The organism is Rhodococcus sp. RS1C4 (assembly GCF_002258225.1).
Lineage (GTDB): Bacteria > Actinomycetota > Actinomycetes > Mycobacteriales > Mycobacteriaceae > Rhodococcoides > Rhodococcoides fascians_E.
On sequence record NZ_NOXZ01000039.1, the window covers coordinates 87,996 to 103,531 of the forward strand.

Consider the following 15,536-nt stretch of genomic DNA (forward strand, 5'->3'; position numbering starts at 1 on the left):
CGTATAGATCGTCACCGATTGGGCGGTTCGTCCGTTTCGAACGGCAGTGCGTGACCGAGAACTGCGAACGGTCGTCGGTCGCCCGCGAAGGTGAAATCGCGGAGTACGTCTCCGAAGCCGAGGCTTCGGTACAGGCGCCATGCGCGGTTGTTCTCGTTCTCCACTTCCGGAGTGGACAGCAGCACGGTGCGCTCGGGGCGGTCGCGAAGGAGTCTGCGTGTCAGGGCACGGCCCAGTCCGTGACCCTGCGCACGCGGGGACACGTGCAGCTCGGTCAGTTCGAAGTAGTCCGAGAGGACCGAGTCGACGTACTCGTCATCGGCGCCGGATCTGCGCAGACCGTCCCTGACCTGCTGGTGCCACCACTGATGCCGAGCACCCCTGTACCCGTACGCGACGGCGACGAGAGGGGAGTCGGGCGTGGGCAGGACTGCACCGACAGCGCACCATCCGGGTCGGAGGACGTGCTCGGACCACATCGGGGCGCGGTGATACTCCGTGCCTTGCGGGTAACCCATTGCCTCGACGTAGATCGCCAGCGCTTCGGGAAGGCGACGACGGAGTTCTCGGGCGGACAGATCGACCAGGTACGGGGTCGGTTCCGCGTCGGTGGCGACTGTTCTCAACCTTTCCTTGACGACTTGTCGGTGGGCACAGCTATATTGAATATGTCGAACGGATGTTCGATGTCGGTGATCCGGCGATGACCCCGAGGGAAGCGGGGCTCGCTGGATCCCTGACCTTAGATCGTCGTCGACGTCCGGTCGTTTCGGAAATTGCGGTCACGAACGGCGAACGAAATCGGGAGGTGTTCGAGTATGGCTACGAAGGTTCTCCGTGGTGATGTGCGTCCGCCGGTGTCGCCGCGTGCTCGTGTACTACTGGGCCGGGCAGATGCCTTGCTGTCGGGTTCCCTCGGCGCCGAGTCGGTCGCCGACCAATTTCTGGACTGCTACATGGCAGCCCTCCGTGGAGCGGCTGCCATCCTGGAAGTCGCGCCCGCGACGCGAGCAAGATCACGCAGCGCATGGGTGCTGCTGGCAAAAGCCGAGCCGGAGCTCGAAGCCTGGGCGGAGTACTTCGCGAGCTACTCATCGTTGCGGGCCGCTCTCCAGGCCGGTGTGTCTCGCTCCATCGACCAGGACGCTGCGGACACGTTCTATCGCGAAGTCGGCCGTTTCCTGCATGTGGTGGAGGATTTCATCGGTGCGGATTCACGTCTCGATCGTGCACTCCTCCCGCCTCGATCGATGTCGGCGTGAAGGCTGACTCTGTTGCGGTCGTGGTGTCGTTCGCCGGAGTTCGGTGCGCCGGAGGAGTCGAGTTGCCGAGTCCGCATGCGACTTGTCAGGGGTCTGCGCAGGGAAACTTCGGACATTCTCAGGAACACATGGACCGAGTAGGTGGTAAGCAGTCGATTCACCTCGTATTATCAATAGCAGGTAGCCGCCAGAGTCAGCTTCCCGTCGTTTCGCACCCGAAATGACTTCTAATATCTGTGCAGGGGGAGGTACCGTGCCACTCTCCGAGCACGAGCAGCGCATGCTCGATCAGATCGAGAGCGCTCTCTACGCCGAGGATCCCAAGTTCGCTTCTCACGTGAGAAGCGGCCGTATGCGTACGGCTTCGAGCAAACGTCGCTTCCAAGCGGCCGCTTTGTTCGTCTTGGGGCTTGTTTTGCTCATCGCCGGGCTGGCGCTGCCGTTCAAGCCCGGTGGTTTCCCGGTGATCAGTCTCGTCGGCTTCGTCTTCATGTTCGGCGCCGGTGTGCTGTTCCTACTCGGTGGGTCTCGTAAGGGCGCTGCTGCGTCACAGGAGGAGTCCGAAGCGACTGGCTCGGGCGGACCCAAGAGTTCGGGGCCGAAACCCAAGTCCGGCCGCAAGAGCGGCGGCGGTTTCACTTCCCGTATGGAAGATCGTTTCCGGAAGCGATTCGAACAGGACTAGTTCTCTCCGTCTCCATGTCGCAGGCGCTGCGCCACTGAGCCGGATGCAGTGAAGCCGGACGCAGTGGAGTCGGATGCAGTGAAGCCGGAAAAGCCATAGATTCAGAGGCAACGGAACACCACAGAAGCGGTGCTCACCCGAATGGGTGGGCACCGCTTTCGTATGTCCCGGTTGTGTATGGCCCGCACCCCGCATGGGGGTGCGATCCGGCCCTGTCGAGGACGAACCAGAACCTCGTCACCCACTTCCCCCCACCGCGTGGGGGAGCGAACTGCGCAATCCCCACTTTCAACCACCACCATCGTCGATGACCGATCCATTGTCGGGTGCGACCTTCTGACCTGGACTTTTGTTCGATTGTCTCGTTCGGGGCTCTGTGTAGGTCGACAATCGTCGATCGGTGCCGATACGCTTCCCCACAATCAACCACCAAGTTGACCTGCGGTAATTGGGGTGCATCCCAAAAATATTCCTCCCGATGGATTGAAAGTGGAGGAAAGTGGGGTAATGTGGTGGCAGCAGCGAGAGCGGGAGGTGTCGAGTGTTCCTCGGTACCTACACGCCCAAGCTCGACGAGAAGGGCCGGCTCACGTTGCCGGCGAAGTTCCGGGATGCGCTGAAGGAGGGTGTGATGGTGAGCAAAGGTCAAGACCACAGCCTTGCGATCTACACCCAGGAGGCGTTCGCGGAAAAGGTAAGAAAGCTCACCGAAGCATCTCGTTCCAATCCGGTTGCCCGCTCGTACATCAGGCAGCTCGGTGCGGGCACGGACGAGCAGAAGCTCGATGGTCAGGGCCGCATCATGCTCAGCTCGGACCACAGGCGTTACGCGAGTCTGGAACGCAATGTCGTCGTGAACGGATCCATCGAGTTCATCGAGATCTGGAACGAAGAAGCCTGGGCTCGCTACTCGTCCGAGGGTGAGCAGAGTTTCTCGGATGCAGTGGATGCGTCCCTGGAAGGAATCTTGTAACCGCAGGAATCTTGTAACCGCAGGAATCTTGTAACCGCAGGAATCTTGTAACCGCCCGGATCAACCGCCGAGTGCCGCGAGGCCTCTGCCCGATCAGAACCCTGACGTTCTTCCCCAACGCCAGGTTTCGAAGATCAGGACCCTGACGTACTTCCCCGACGTCAGGTTCCTATCGGACAGGGACCTCGAGGCATTCGTCCACACCATCGATCGATGCGCGATCTCGACGCACCACCGCGCAGACGCACGAACCGGGAGGAATCATCGTGGAAGGCGAATCGTCAGCCGCCTCTGACAGCGCTCCCGAGGGCGACGAATCCGTCGACCGACCTCAGCCGAAACACATCCCCGTTCGCCTCGAACGCGCGGACGAACTTCTGGGACCCGCCCTCACCGCAGCTCACGCGTCAGGTCTCACACCTGTGATGATCGATGCGACGCTCGGCCTCGGCGGACATTCCGAACACTTCCTGCGTACTTATTCGACGCTGCATCTGATCGGCCTCGACCGAGACCCGGACGCGCTCGCGCGTGCCGGCCGGCGGCTGGAGGAGTTCTCGGATCGAACATCGTTCGTGCACACCACATACGACGGAATTGCCGACGCCCTCGAGCAGTCCGGCTTCGCGCCGCAGGACTCGGTCCACGCCATTCTGTTCGACCTCGGAGTGTCGTCGATGCAGCTCGACGAAGCAGACCGCGGATTCGCCTACTCGGTGGACGCCCCACTCGACATGCGGATGGATCCGACGGTCGGGCTGACTGCGGCGGACGTTTTGAACACCTACTCGCACGGTGACATCGCCCGCGTGCTCAGCACGTACGGTGAAGAACGATTTGCCGGACGCATCGCGTCGGCTGTCGTCAAACGTCGCGAAACCACCCCGTTCACCACGAGCGCGGCCCTCGTCGAACTGCTCTACTCGGCAATTCCGGCCGCGACGCGGCGAACGGGAGGTCATCCCGCCAAGCGCACCTTCCAGGCGCTACGGGTCGAGGTGAACGGCGAGTTGGATTCGCTCGAGACTGCCGTACCCGCCGGACTCGATGCATTGGCCGTCGGAGGACGTGTCGTGTTCATGTCCTACCAGTCGCTCGAGGATCGCGTGGTGAAGAAAGAGCTCACGCCCCGCGTGAAATCACGAAGCCCCGAGGGGCTTCCCGTCGAGCTACCCGGGATGGGACCCGAGTTTCGTCTTCTGACCAAGGGAGCGGAACGCGCGTCGGAAGAAGAAATCGAGGAGAACCCGCGCTCGGCCCCGGTGCGCCTGCGCGCGGCTGAGCGAATTGCGAGGAGATCGTAGATGACCATTACCTCGACTTCGTCACCGACCACACGGCGCCAGCGCCGCGGCGCCGGCTCGGGTCGCTCCGGCGCGGCATCGCGGGCGTACGAGCGTCGTCAACAACGCGCGTCCTCGCGCGGGGTGGAGCTTGCATCGAGCGGACATGCGGCAGCGAGGACGATGTCCGCGTCCATCGGTGCGCGAGTTCCGTTCGTCGCGTTGGTGATCGGACTCCTGTCCCTCGGTCTCGGTTTGACGCTGCTGTTGACGACGAGATCTGCCGGTGACTCCTATGTACTGAGCGATGCGAAGGCTCACAACGAGCGTCTCGTTCAGGAACGTGCGTCGCTGCAGCGTGATGTCGAATTGGCGGATTCCGCACCGGAACTCGCGCGCAAAGCCGCGGAGTTGGGGATGGTCCCTGCCGCGGGCGCTGCGCGCATCGTGGTGGCGGAAGACGGTTCGGTTCAAGTCGTCGGCACTCCAGCTCCCGCACAGGGCAACCCGGTTGCACCACTCGATCCACCCACCTCGCAAGGCACGTCGCAATCGGCCGATTCCGAGGCCCGCAACCCGTTGCAGGTGCGCAATCAGCCGCAGACGACCGCGCCGCGATCGGCATCGGACTCGACTGCTCCACGCTCGGCCTCCGACCCGTCGGGCACGCGGGCGGCATCCGACGGCGCGGGTACACCGTCCGGCGTCGCACCATCAGCCACATCCGCCACGCCGAACAGTTCGAATGGCGCGGGAACCGAAGCCATGGGTGAACAATTGGTTCCTATGAGCATCCCGTCGGCGAGTCCTTCGGGTAGTCGGCAGTGACCAGGCCGACATCCGGGAACACTCGTCGTACACCAGCGCCGCACGAGCGGAGCCGGCGGAATGATTCCAGGCGGAACGCATCCGGCGGCGCTGCGTCCGACCGAAGGCCCGCCCCGGCGCGAGGCGGGGTGCCTCCACGTCGCCCGCATCCCAGAGCGGGCAGTCGCTTCGACGCCTCGTCGTTCACCTTCCGCAACGGCTTCGGCCGCATCGTCATGTTCGGCATTCTCGGTGTCGTCGTACTGCAGTTGGTCTGGATCATGGGGGTCAACGGAACTCGCCTGTCCGTCGAAGCCGCGTCGCAGCGCACCACCACCCTGGTGGACGCAGCAGCACGAGGCTCCATCACGGACAGGAACGGCAAGCCCATCGCATTCACGATGGAGGCCAAGGCCTTGACGTTCCAACCCGTGCGCGTCCGGCAGGAGTTGGACGAGGCACGCGCCAAGGATCCCTCTGCGCCCCAAACCGACGACAGGCTGGCCGAGATCGCCGCAGGCATCCACGACGAACTGGGTGACATCGCGAACGAGAAGGACATTCTCGCCAAGCTGAAGAGCAACGACACGTTCGCCTACCTAGTCCGGGGAGTCGACTCGACCGTGGCGACACGGATCAGCGAAGAATTCGAAGAAGTCGGCCTCGAGCGGCAGGACATTCGCGAGTATCCGGGTGGATCACTCGCCGCCAACATGGTGGGCGCGACAGGATGGGACGGCCACGGCCTTCTGGGACTGGAGGATTCGCTCGACGCGACGCTGGCCGGAACCGACGGATCGCAGACCTACGACCGCGGGTCGGACGGCGCCGTCATACCCGGCAGCTGGCGCGACAAGCAGACCGCGGTGAACGGCTCGGGAGTGGAGCTGACCATCGACGCGGATCTGCAGTACTACGTCCAACAACAGGTGCAGCTCGCAAAAGACCTGTCCGGTGCGAAGAATGCGTCCGCAGTCGTGCAGGACGCACACACCGGCGAGGTTCTGGCGATGTCCAACGACAACACGTTCAACCCGGGTATCGGCGTCGGCAACAACGACCGCAACAAGGAGATGGGCAACCTCGCCGTCTCCACTCCGTTCGAGCCCGGTTCGGTCAACAAGATCATCACTGCCGCCGCCGCAATCGAATACGGCCTCACGACGCCCGACGAGGTGTTGCAAGTTCCCGGCAACATCTTCATGTCCGGTGTGTCGGTGAAGGACGCGTGGGATCACGGCGTGGTTCCCTACACGTCGACCGGTGTGTTCGGAAAGTCCTCGAATGTCGGCACACTCATGCTCGCTCAGCGCGTCGGCGAAGATCGCTTCGCAGACATGCTCTCCAGGTTCGGGCTCGGTCAACGCACCGATGTCGGGCTTCCAGGCGAGAGTGCAGGCAGCGTGCCGAGTCGAGATCAGTGGTCCGGCGGCACGTTCGCCAACCTCCCCATCGGTCAGGGTCTGTCCATGTCGTTGCTGCAGATGACGGCTATGTACCAGGCGATCGCCAACGACGGGATGCGGATTCCACCCCGGATCGTCAAGTCGACGGTCGACCCGGACGGAAATCGTACGGACACCGACAGGCCCGAAGGCGTCTATGTGGTGAGCCCACAGACCGCGACGACCGTTCGCGACATGTTCCGTTCCGTCACGCAGGACGACACCGGGAACCAACGAGGAACCGGTGTCGCAGCGGGGATCCCCGGGTACCAGATCAGCGGGAAGACCGGCACTGCGCAGCAGGTCGATCCGGAATGCGGCTGCTACTCCAACTCGAACTACTGGATCACGTTCGCCGGCATCGCCCCGGCCGACGACCCCCGGTACGTCATCGGCATCATGCTGGACGCCCCGACCAGGAGTGCAGACGGATCAGGCGGACAGTCTGCAGCGCCGCTGTTCCACAACATCGCCAGTTGGATGCTCCAGCGCGACAGCGTTCCACTGTCTGCTTCCGGACCGAAATTGGTGCTGCAAGCCGACTGACAGTGACGCGCACCTCGCGTGTGGTTCGGCTGAAAGGGTCGGGGGTCAGCGTGGCCGAGCCGCGCCGGTAACCTGACTCGTCGGCCCGAAACCGAAAGTCCGTCCTGCAGCGCTCGGCGCAGCACCACGGCCTGCGGGTGGGCCTGTAGTAGTACGTCGAGCAGAAAGGAGCGCAGTGTCCGTGCCAGCAGAGTCGACCGATGCTCCGTCGTCGCTCAGACCGTCGAACCCACCGCGTACCGCGGTCGAGGACATCGCAGCCGCGGCGGAAGCCAGGCTGGTTCACGCGGCCACAGCGGACGGCTCCGAGCTGCCGTCGCCGTTCGTCACGGGAGTCGATCTTCGAGCGCAGGGAGTCGTCGCAGGCGATCTCTTCGCGGCACTGCCCGGATCGGCCGCGCACGGCGCCTCCTTCGTCGCGACAGCGATCGACAGGGGAGCAGCCGCGATCCTCACCGACTCCGAAGGTCTGGCGCTCGTCTCGGCGCAGTATCCGCAGCTACCGGTGCCCGTCCTCGTGCGTGACCGGCCGAGGGAGGTGCTGGGACACGTGTCGGCGCTCGTCTACGGCAATCCGTCGGAGAAGATGACCGTCATCGGCATCACCGGGACGTCCGGTAAGACGACCACGTCGTATCTGTTGGAAGCGGCACTGTCGGCCGCAGGCCGGCGAACCGGCCTGATCGGCACCATCGAGACCAAGATCGCCGGCACCCGAGTGCCGAGTGCCCTCACCACACCGGAGGCGCCGCATCTGCACGCGCTGTTCGCGGCGATGGTCGAGCAAGGTCTCGACACCGTCGTAATGGAAGTGTCCAGCCACGCACTGTCTCTCGGGCGGGTCGACGGCACGGTCTTCTCGGTCGGGGCGTTCACCAACCTCTCGCAGGATCACCTCGACTTCCACGACACGCTGGAGGAGTACTTCCTCGCCAAGAGCAGACTGTTCGCCGCTGAGTCGCGCGTCCACACGCGGTCGGCTGCCGTGTGCGTCGACGACGCTTGGGGCCAGCGCATGGCCGACATCGCGCGATCGGCGGGCTCGACCCTGCTCACCGTGTCCGTCCTCGGCGACGCCGACTGGAGTGTCGACGGGTGGTCGAAGGAACCGACGGGAACTCAACGATTCACCCTCGTCGACACTGCCGGCGACCGACACGCTGCATCGATCCGACTGCCGGGCAGATACAACGTCGCCAACGCCGCACTGGCGGCCGCGGTCTGTGCGGCTGCCGGCGTCGACGTGCGTCGGGCTGTCGCCGGAATGGCCGACGTCGACGTCCCGGGCAGAGTGCAGCGCATCTCCCGCGGCCAGAAGTTCCTCGCCGTCGTCGACTACGCACACAAGCCTGCTGCCGTCGAAGCCGTGATCGAGACACTGCGCGAACAGACTCAGGGCAGAATCGCGGTTGTCCTCGGTGCAGGCGGCGACCGTGACACCGCCAAACGTCCGTTGATGGGTGCCGCGGGTGCCCGAGGCGCCGATCTTCTCGTCATCACCGACGACAATCCGCGATCCGAAGATCCTGCACTCATTCGTGATGCGGTGATGGCGGGTGCCCTCTCGGTCGACGAGTCGGCCCGGGGTGAGGTCAGGAACATTGCCGGCCGCGGCGCTGCGATCGCCGACGCGGTGAACTGGGCGCGTGAAGGCGACGTCGTGCTGATCGCGGGTAAGGGCCACGAAACAGGTCAGGAGATCGATGGGGTGAAGTATCCGTTCGACGACCGCGTCGTGCTCGCCGATGCCCTCGATCGCGCGACCGATGAACACGCAGGAGCCAGTTCGTGAAAGACCTGACCATCGCACAGATCGCCGACATCGTCGGGGGTGACATGCACGACGTGGAAGACCCGTCCGTGCTGGTCACCGGTTCGGTCGAGTTCGATTCACGCAAGATCGGCCCAGGCGGGCTGTTCCTGGCGCTCCCCGGTGCGCGTGTCGACGGCCACGACCACGCGGCTGCAGCAGTCGCGGCAGGCGCTGCCGTGGTGCTGGCGGCGCGGCCGGTCGGCGTCCCGGCCGTCGTCGTCGCACCGAAGCCGCACGATGGCAAGGCGATGGCACTGGAACACGACTCCGACGGGTCCGGTGCCGCGGTTCTGGCGGCGCTCAGCGCGCTCGCCCGCGCCTCGGCGGTGGAACTGACCGCTGATTCCGGGCTGACGATCGTCGGAGTGACGGGTTCGTCCGGAAAGACCTCGACGAAGGACTTGCTGGCCGCGGTGCTGCGACCACTCGGATCCGTCGTCGCGCCGCCGGGCTCGTTCAACAACGAACTGGGCCATCCCTGGACAGTCCTGCGCGCCGACGAGTCCTCGGACTTCCTCGTGCTCGAACTGTCCGCGCGGGGTGTCGGACATATTGCCGCCCTTGCCCACGCTGCCCCTCCTCGCATCGGCGTCGTACTCAACGTAGGCACAGCCCACCTCGGTGAATTCGGTTCCCGAGACATCATCGCCGTCGCCAAAGGTGAACTGGTCGAAGCGCTTCCGAGTGCCGCGGACGGCGGCGTGGCCATCCTCAACGCCGACGACCGACTCGTGTCGGCCATGCGCACGCGCACGTCGGCTCGGGTGGTGACCGTCGGGATGTCTCCGGACGCGGACATCAGGGCCGAGAACGTCACACTCGACGCCGAAGCGCGAGCCCGTTTCACCATGGTCACCCCGGCTGGAACCGTCGACGTGGTATTGGCCGTCCACGGTGAGCACCAGGTCGGCAACGCCCTCGCAGCCGCCGCCGTCGCTCTCGAATGCGGCGGCACCCTCACCGGGATCGCCGATGCACTCGCCGGTTCCACCGCGGCTTCCGTCCGGCGCATGGACGTTCGGACGAGACCGGACGGCGTCACCGTCGTCAACGACTCCTACAACGCCAACCCCGACTCCATGCGCGCAGCGCTCAAGGCTCTCGTCACGATGTCGAGGTCGGGAACCGGGCCACCGCGTCGAACATGGGCGGTTCTGGGGGAGATGGGCGAGCTGGGGCCGGATTCCGTCGTCGAACACGACGCGATCGGACGCCTTGCGGTACGGCTCGACGTGTCCAGGTTGATCATCGTCGAGTCGGGCCGCCCGACCAGAGCCATGCACCAGGGCGCAGTCATGGAAGGCTCCTGGGGCGACGAATCGATGTTGGTTCCCGATCGGGAATCTGCCGTCGCGGTGTTGAGGGAAGAACTTCGACCGGATGACATCGTGCTGGTGAAGGCATCGCAGTCCGTCGCACTGTGGACCGTCGCCGACACACTGCTGCAGGACGGCGAGGACGCCGGGGAGAACACGACAACCAACGGGGAGGCACCGCAGTGAGACAGATCCTCTTCGCCGGAGGCATCGCGCTCGCTGTGGCGATTCTGCTGACACCGGTGCTGATCAAGGCGTTCTCCAAACAAGGCTTCGGCCAGGAGATCCGCGTCGAAGGCCCGGCAAGTCATCAATCCAAACGTGGCACGCCGACGATGGGCGGAGTCGCGATCCTCGCCGGTCTCTGGGCTGGTTACTGGGGCTCGCACCTGATCGGAATCGGCTACGACGCCGACGGGCCGTCGGCGTCCGCGTTGCTGGTTCTCGGGTTGACCACGGTCCTGGGTCTCGTCGGTTTCCTCGACGACTTCATCAAGATTCGCAAGCAGCGCAATCTGGGTCTGAACAAGACAGCGAAACTGGTCGGCCAGCTGTTCGCCGCAGTTCTGTTCGGCATCCTCGCACTGCAGTTCAAGGGTGAGAACGGGCTCACTCCAGCTAGCATGCAGCTCTCCTACGTGCGCGATATCGCGACGGTCAGCCTGGGCCCACTCGTGTTCATCGTGTGGTGCTACTTCCTCGTCACGGCATGGTCCAATGCCGTGAACCTCACGGACGGACTCGACGGTCTTGCGGCCGGTTCGATGACGCTCGTCCTCGGCGCCTACACCGTCATCACCTTCTGGCAGTACCGCCAGTCCTGCTCCACCAATCCGGGCCCCGGATGCTACGACGTGCGTGACCCTCTGGACCTGGCGCTCATCTGCGCGGCCGCTGCCGGTGCCTGCATCGGTTTCCTGTGGTGGAACGCAGCTCCAGCAAAGATCTTCATGGGCGACACCGGGTCGTTGGCCCTCGGTGGACTCATCGCCGGCTTGTCCATCGTGACGCGTACCGAACTGATCATGGTCGTCATCGCGGCACTGTTCGTCGCCGAGGCGGCCTCCGTCGTGATCCAGGTCGCGGTGTTCCGATCGAGTCGACGGCGTGTGTTCCGTATGGCGCCGTTCCATCACCACTTCGAGCTCGCAGGCTGGGCAGAAACCACGGTGATCATCAGGTTCTGGCTACTGGCGGCCATCGCGTCGGCCGTCGGCCTTGCCTTGTTCTACAGCGAGTACCTCGCCGCTGTCGGTGGATAGAGCTCGAATCCGGTGAAGGGGAGTGCGATGTCCGACGACGTGGCGTGGCTGAGGGACAAGACCGTGCTGGTCGCCGGGGGACGGGTATCCGGGTTGGCGACCGTCGGGCCGCTCCGCGCCCTCGGTGCGCGAGTACTCGTCACCGATACCGACCCGGCCGCGGTGGACAAGGCGCATGCAGCCGGTGCCGACGGCATCCTGCAGGACGACCTTCTCGCGGACGGTTCCGCATTCGATTCGATCGCGCTCGTCGTCACCAGTCCGGGCTTTCGCCCGGACGCGCCGGTGCTCGCGCGTGCCGCCGCACTCGGTATTCCGATCTGGGGAGACATCGAGCTGTCCTGGCACGTCGACCGCGCGGGTGTGTACGGCCCGCCGACGACATGGCTGGTGGTCACGGGAACGAACGGGAAGACCACGACCACCTCGATGTTGGCGTCCATCCTCGAATCGGCCGGTATGGCGAGTGCGGCGTGCGGAAACATCGGTCTGCCGGTGCTCGACGCTCTGCAGTCGGACCCGCATCCGGAGGTCCTCGCCGTCGAGTTGTCGTCGTTCCAGTTGTTCTGGGCTCCGTCCGTCCGGCCCGCGGCGGGTGTCGTCCTCAACATCGCCGAGGATCATCTGGACTGGCACGGTGGTATGGACGGCTACGTCGACGCCAAAGCACGAGCGCTCGTCGGCGATGTCGGGGTGGTGGGTCTCGACGATGCGCGGGCAGCGGCCCTGGCAGGCTCGGCTCGCGCCGATCGAGTGGTCGGATTCCGCCTCGGAGACCCCGCGCCCGGGGAACTCGGCGTGATCGACGGGCAGTTGGTGGACAACGCTTTCGGCGAGCGTCTGCACTTGATGTCGGTGGACGATGTCAGCCCGTCCGGTCCGGCCGGGACGATGGACGCGTTGGCGGCGTCGGCGCTCGCCCGCGCGATCGGCGCCCCGGCAGAGGCCGTGGCGGAGGGGATTCGCACCTACGACGTGGGGCCACACCGTGCGTCGGTCGTCCGCACCGTGGGGGGTGTGACGTTCGTCGACGATTCCAAGGCGACCAACCCGCACGCAGCAAGGTCGTCGTTGCTCGCGCACAAGCACGTCGTCTGGATCGCAGGTGGTCTCCTCAAGGGAGCATCGGTCGAGGAGCTCGTGGCCGAAGTGGCGCCCCGACTCGTCGCTGCGGTGCTGATCGGGCGTGATGGGACGCAGATCGCAGAGGCTTTGGCGCGACACGCACCGGATGTTCCCGTTGTCGAGTTCCCGCTGAGAGACGATGCTGGTGTGACTCATGTGGCGGAAGATGCTGAAGTCGTGATGCGCGCCGCGGTCGACGAGGCCGCCCGGCGAGCCGGACCGGGAGACACGGTGCTTCTCGCCCCCGCCGCCGCGTCGCTCGATATGTTCGTCGACTACGGCCACCGTGGCCGCAGCTTCGCGGACGCCGTGCACGCGCTCGGCACTACACGGTCGGGCGGGCAATCCTGATGGCCCGTCCTGAGAATGCCCCGGCGAACTCGCCGCGCACCAGGATCGGATTGTGGCTCGGCCGTCCTCTGGCGTCGTTCCACCTGATCGTCACCGTTGCCGCTCTGCTCACGATTCTCGGCCTGGTGATGGTGCTGTCGTCGTCGGCAGCCGAGGCGTACGCCACCGACGGATCGGCGTACACCCTGTTCACACAGCAGCTGATCGGTGTCGGTCTCGGCGTCGTGGCGTTCTACGTCGCGCTGCGTACGTCCGTGCGCGTGCTGCGGAAGGTCTCGTTCCCGCTGTTCTGCCTTTCCGTCGTCATGCTCATGATGGTGCTCATTCCCGGTATCGGATCGGAGGGCGCCGACGGCGCGCGCCGATGGTTCAATGTCGCCGGCGTCTCGTTCCAGCCGTCGGAGCTGGCGAAAGTCACGCTCGTTCTGTGGGGTGCTCATCTGCTGGCATCGCGCCGTAGCGAGCACGCCAGCCTCAAATCACTTCTCATTCCGCTCGTGCCCGCAGCGCTGCTGATGGCGGGACTAGTCGTTCTGCAGCCGAATCTCAGTACCGCCATCGCGATCGGCATCATTCTCGTGTCGCTGCTGTGGTTCGCCGGTCTCGACGCCAGGCTCTTCGCGATCATCGTCGGCGGCGGTATCGCCGCGGCGACGGTGCTCGCGTTCACCGCGGGATATCGCTCGAACCGAATCAAGGCCTGGCTGAACCCCGGCGACGATCCGCAGGGTCTTGGTTACCAGTCGAATCAGGCCAAGTTCTCGCTCGCCGACGGTGGGCCGTTCGGTGTCGGTCTCGGGCAGAGTCGCGCCAAGTGGAGCTACCTGCCCAACGCGCACAACGACTTCATCTTCGCGATCATCGGCGAGGAACTGGGTTTCATCGGTTGCCTCGCGGTACTGGGCCTGTTCGCGTTGTTCGTCTACACCGGTCTGCGCATCGCGATGCGTTCGGTGGATCCGTTCCTGCGTCTGCTCGCGGCGGGTTCGACGACCTGGATCTTCGCGCAGGCGATGATCAACATCGGGTACGTGGTCGGGCTGCTTCCGGTCACCGGGCTTCAGCTTCCGCTCGTGTCCTACGGCGGCTCGTCGACGGCGATCACGCTGATGATGTTCGGCATCATCGCCAACGCCGCCCGGCACGAACCGGAAGCCATCGCGGCTCTGCACTCCGGGCAGGACTCGCGGTTGGACCGTGTGCTGCGACTCCCGATGCCCGCATCGTTCTCTCCGTTGCGTGCCGCCGCGGCCAGATCCAAGTCGACCCGGCCTGCGCTCGATCGCGAGGATCGCCGTCGGATCGAGAGCGGTTCGTCGCAGCGTCGTGCACCAGACGCCGGTGGCAGGGCGGGTCGAGTTCGAGCGGGCGAGCCCCCTCGTCGTTCCGAACCACGCAGAACCGGCGCGGCACTTCCCCGTGGCGGTGCAGTTGGAGGCCGCAGCGCAGCACCGCGCGCAGGCGCTCAACCCCGCGGTGCGTACGGACACTCGGATACGCGAGGATATCGACGGTGAATGCATCTCCCACACACTTGTCCGTCGTCGTCGCGGGCGGTGGGACCGCGGGACACATCGAGCCGGCGTTGGCTGTCGCGGACGCACTGCGCGCGCTCGACGACTCGGTACGGATCACCGCTCTGGGAACCGAGCGTGGACTCGAGACCACGCTCGTACCGGCGCGGGGCTACCAGCTCGAGTTGATTCCTCCGGTCCCGCTTCCGCGTAAGCCCACCCTGGATCTGGTCCGGCTGCCGGGGCGTGTGATTCGGTCGGTACGGGCCACCCGGGCGGTCTTCGCGGCTGTCGACGCCGACGTACTGATCGGGTTCGGTGGCTACGTGGCCCTGCCTGCCTACCTTGCTGCACGGCGAACCTTCGGACGCAGCCGGTCGATTCCGGTCATCGTCCACGAGGCCAATGCCAGTGCCGGGATCGCGAACAAGGTCGGTGCGAAGGTCGCGACGTGTGTCCTCGCCGCGGTGGCCGGATCCGGCGTGTCCGCTCGTGGCCGCTCGGACGCGGACATCGTCGGAATTCCAGTGCGACCGACCATCACCGGGCTGGACCGAGCGGCGATGCGCGCCGAGGCTCGCGAGTACTTCGGGTTGCCGGGGAGCGGCCCCGTACTGCTGGTGTTCGGCGGATCGCAGGGTGCCAGGTCGCTCAACGACGCCGTGTCGGGCGCCGCGGACCGATTGGCCGAAGCCGGAGTGTCGGTACTGCATGCCGTCGGACCCAAGAATTCGATCGAGGTACCGACGGCCGATGCGCCAGCACCGTACGTCGCCGTTCCGTACATCGACCGCATGGACCTGGCGTACGCCGCTGCGGATCTGGCCATCTGTCGATCGGGCGCCATGACGGTTGCCGAAGTGTCGGCGACGGGTCTGCCCGCGGTGTACGTTCCGTTGCCGCACGGGAACGGTGAACAGGAACTCAACGCACGCCCCGTCGTCGACGCCGGGGGAGGCATACTCGTGGCCGACGGATCGGTGACTCCGGAATACATCGCCGCTGAGGTGATCGACCTGATCACAGACTCTGCACGAGTGGAAGCGATGTCGAAGAGCGCCGCGAGCGCGGGCCACCGCGACGCCGCGGCGACCGTGGCGAAAATCGTGCTCGACGTCGCCTCGCAGCGTAGACGAGGCGTGTGACGGTCGTGG

Annotated in this window: 13 protein-coding genes; 12 read left to right on the plus strand and 1 reads right to left on the minus strand. The window is 65.3% G+C overall.

Features of this window, described 5'->3' with window-relative positions; translation table 11 throughout:
- Positions 1 to 11: 11 nt before the first annotated feature.
- Positions 12 to 626 carry a GNAT family N-acetyltransferase gene (locus tag CH289_RS20905; RefSeq protein WP_019665936.1) on the minus strand — a complete coding sequence of 205 codons (615 nt, stop codon included), beginning with the start codon at positions 624 to 626 and terminating at the stop codon, positions 12 to 14.
- 192 nt (positions 627 to 818) lie between these two features.
- Here CH289_RS20905 and CH289_RS20910 point away from each other — a divergent pair, with 192 nt between their 5' ends.
- The 12 genes from CH289_RS20910 (at position 819) to murG (ending at position 15,527) form a co-directional block, all read left to right on the plus strand.
- Positions 819 to 1,262, plus strand: coding sequence for an SAV_6107 family HEPN domain-containing protein (locus CH289_RS20910; RefSeq protein ID WP_027498848.1), 444 nt, complete (start codon positions 819 to 821; stop codon positions 1,260 to 1,262).
- A 253-nt stretch (positions 1,263 to 1,515) separates the two neighbouring features.
- A complete protein-coding gene (locus CH289_RS20915) occupies positions 1,516 to 1,947 on the plus strand; it encodes a DUF3040 domain-containing protein (RefSeq protein ID WP_019665933.1) in 432 nt (143 codons plus the stop codon).
- 541 nt (positions 1,948 to 2,488) lie between these two features.
- Positions 2,489 to 2,920: a division/cell wall cluster transcriptional repressor MraZ gene (gene mraZ / locus CH289_RS20920; protein ID WP_019665932.1), complete on the plus strand. Its 432-nt coding sequence runs from the start codon at positions 2,489 to 2,491 to the stop codon at positions 2,918 to 2,920.
- 344 nt (positions 2,921 to 3,264) lie between these two features.
- Entirely contained in the window at positions 3,265 to 4,224 is a 960-nt protein-coding gene (gene rsmH / locus CH289_RS20925; protein ID WP_179276852.1) for a 16S rRNA (cytosine(1402)-N(4))-methyltransferase RsmH, read from the plus strand.
- On the plus strand, positions 4,225 to 5,031 hold the full coding sequence (locus tag CH289_RS20930) for a hypothetical protein (RefSeq protein WP_462052410.1): 807 nt from the start codon (positions 4,225 to 4,227) through the stop codon (positions 5,029 to 5,031).
- Positions 5,032 to 5,159: 128 nt separating this feature from the next.
- Positions 5,160 to 7,001, plus strand: a complete 1,842-nt coding sequence (locus tag CH289_RS20935) for a peptidoglycan D,D-transpeptidase FtsI family protein (RefSeq protein ID WP_037160298.1) — start codon at positions 5,160 to 5,162, stop codon at positions 6,999 to 7,001.
- Between the two features lie 175 nt (positions 7,002 to 7,176).
- The gene (locus CH289_RS20940) at positions 7,177 to 8,793 is read left to right on the plus strand and encodes a UDP-N-acetylmuramoyl-L-alanyl-D-glutamate--2,6-diaminopimelate ligase (RefSeq protein WP_020111973.1); all 1,617 of its coding nucleotides are present in this window, start codon (positions 7,177 to 7,179) and stop codon (positions 8,791 to 8,793) included.
- The gene (locus tag CH289_RS20945) at positions 8,790 to 10,316 is read left to right on the plus strand and encodes a UDP-N-acetylmuramoyl-tripeptide--D-alanyl-D-alanine ligase (protein WP_019665927.1); all 1,527 of its coding nucleotides are present in this window, start codon (positions 8,790 to 8,792) and stop codon (positions 10,314 to 10,316) included. Before CH289_RS20940 ends, CH289_RS20945 begins: the two co-directional genes overlap by 4 nt.
- On the plus strand, positions 10,313 to 11,392 hold the full coding sequence (mraY, locus tag CH289_RS20950; protein ID WP_019665926.1) for a phospho-N-acetylmuramoyl-pentapeptide-transferase: 1,080 nt from the start codon (positions 10,313 to 10,315) through the stop codon (positions 11,390 to 11,392). The genes CH289_RS20945 and mraY overlap by 4 nt, the downstream gene beginning before the upstream one ends.
- 27 nt (positions 11,393 to 11,419) lie before the next feature.
- Positions 11,420 to 12,868 carry a UDP-N-acetylmuramoyl-L-alanine--D-glutamate ligase gene (gene murD, locus CH289_RS20955; RefSeq protein ID WP_094728476.1) on the plus strand — a complete coding sequence of 483 codons (1,449 nt, stop codon included), beginning with the start codon at positions 11,420 to 11,422 and terminating at the stop codon, positions 12,866 to 12,868.
- The gene (ftsW, locus tag CH289_RS20960; protein ID WP_094713688.1) at positions 12,868 to 14,385 is read left to right on the plus strand and encodes a putative lipid II flippase FtsW; all 1,518 of its coding nucleotides are present in this window, start codon (positions 12,868 to 12,870) and stop codon (positions 14,383 to 14,385) included. The genes murD and ftsW overlap by 1 nt, the downstream gene beginning before the upstream one ends.
- Positions 14,382 to 15,527: an undecaprenyldiphospho-muramoylpentapeptide beta-N-acetylglucosaminyltransferase gene (gene murG, locus CH289_RS20965; protein WP_026347912.1), complete on the plus strand. Its 1,146-nt coding sequence runs from the start codon at positions 14,382 to 14,384 to the stop codon at positions 15,525 to 15,527. Before ftsW ends, murG begins: the two co-directional genes overlap by 4 nt.
- The last annotated feature ends 9 nt before the right edge of the window (positions 15,528 to 15,536 follow it).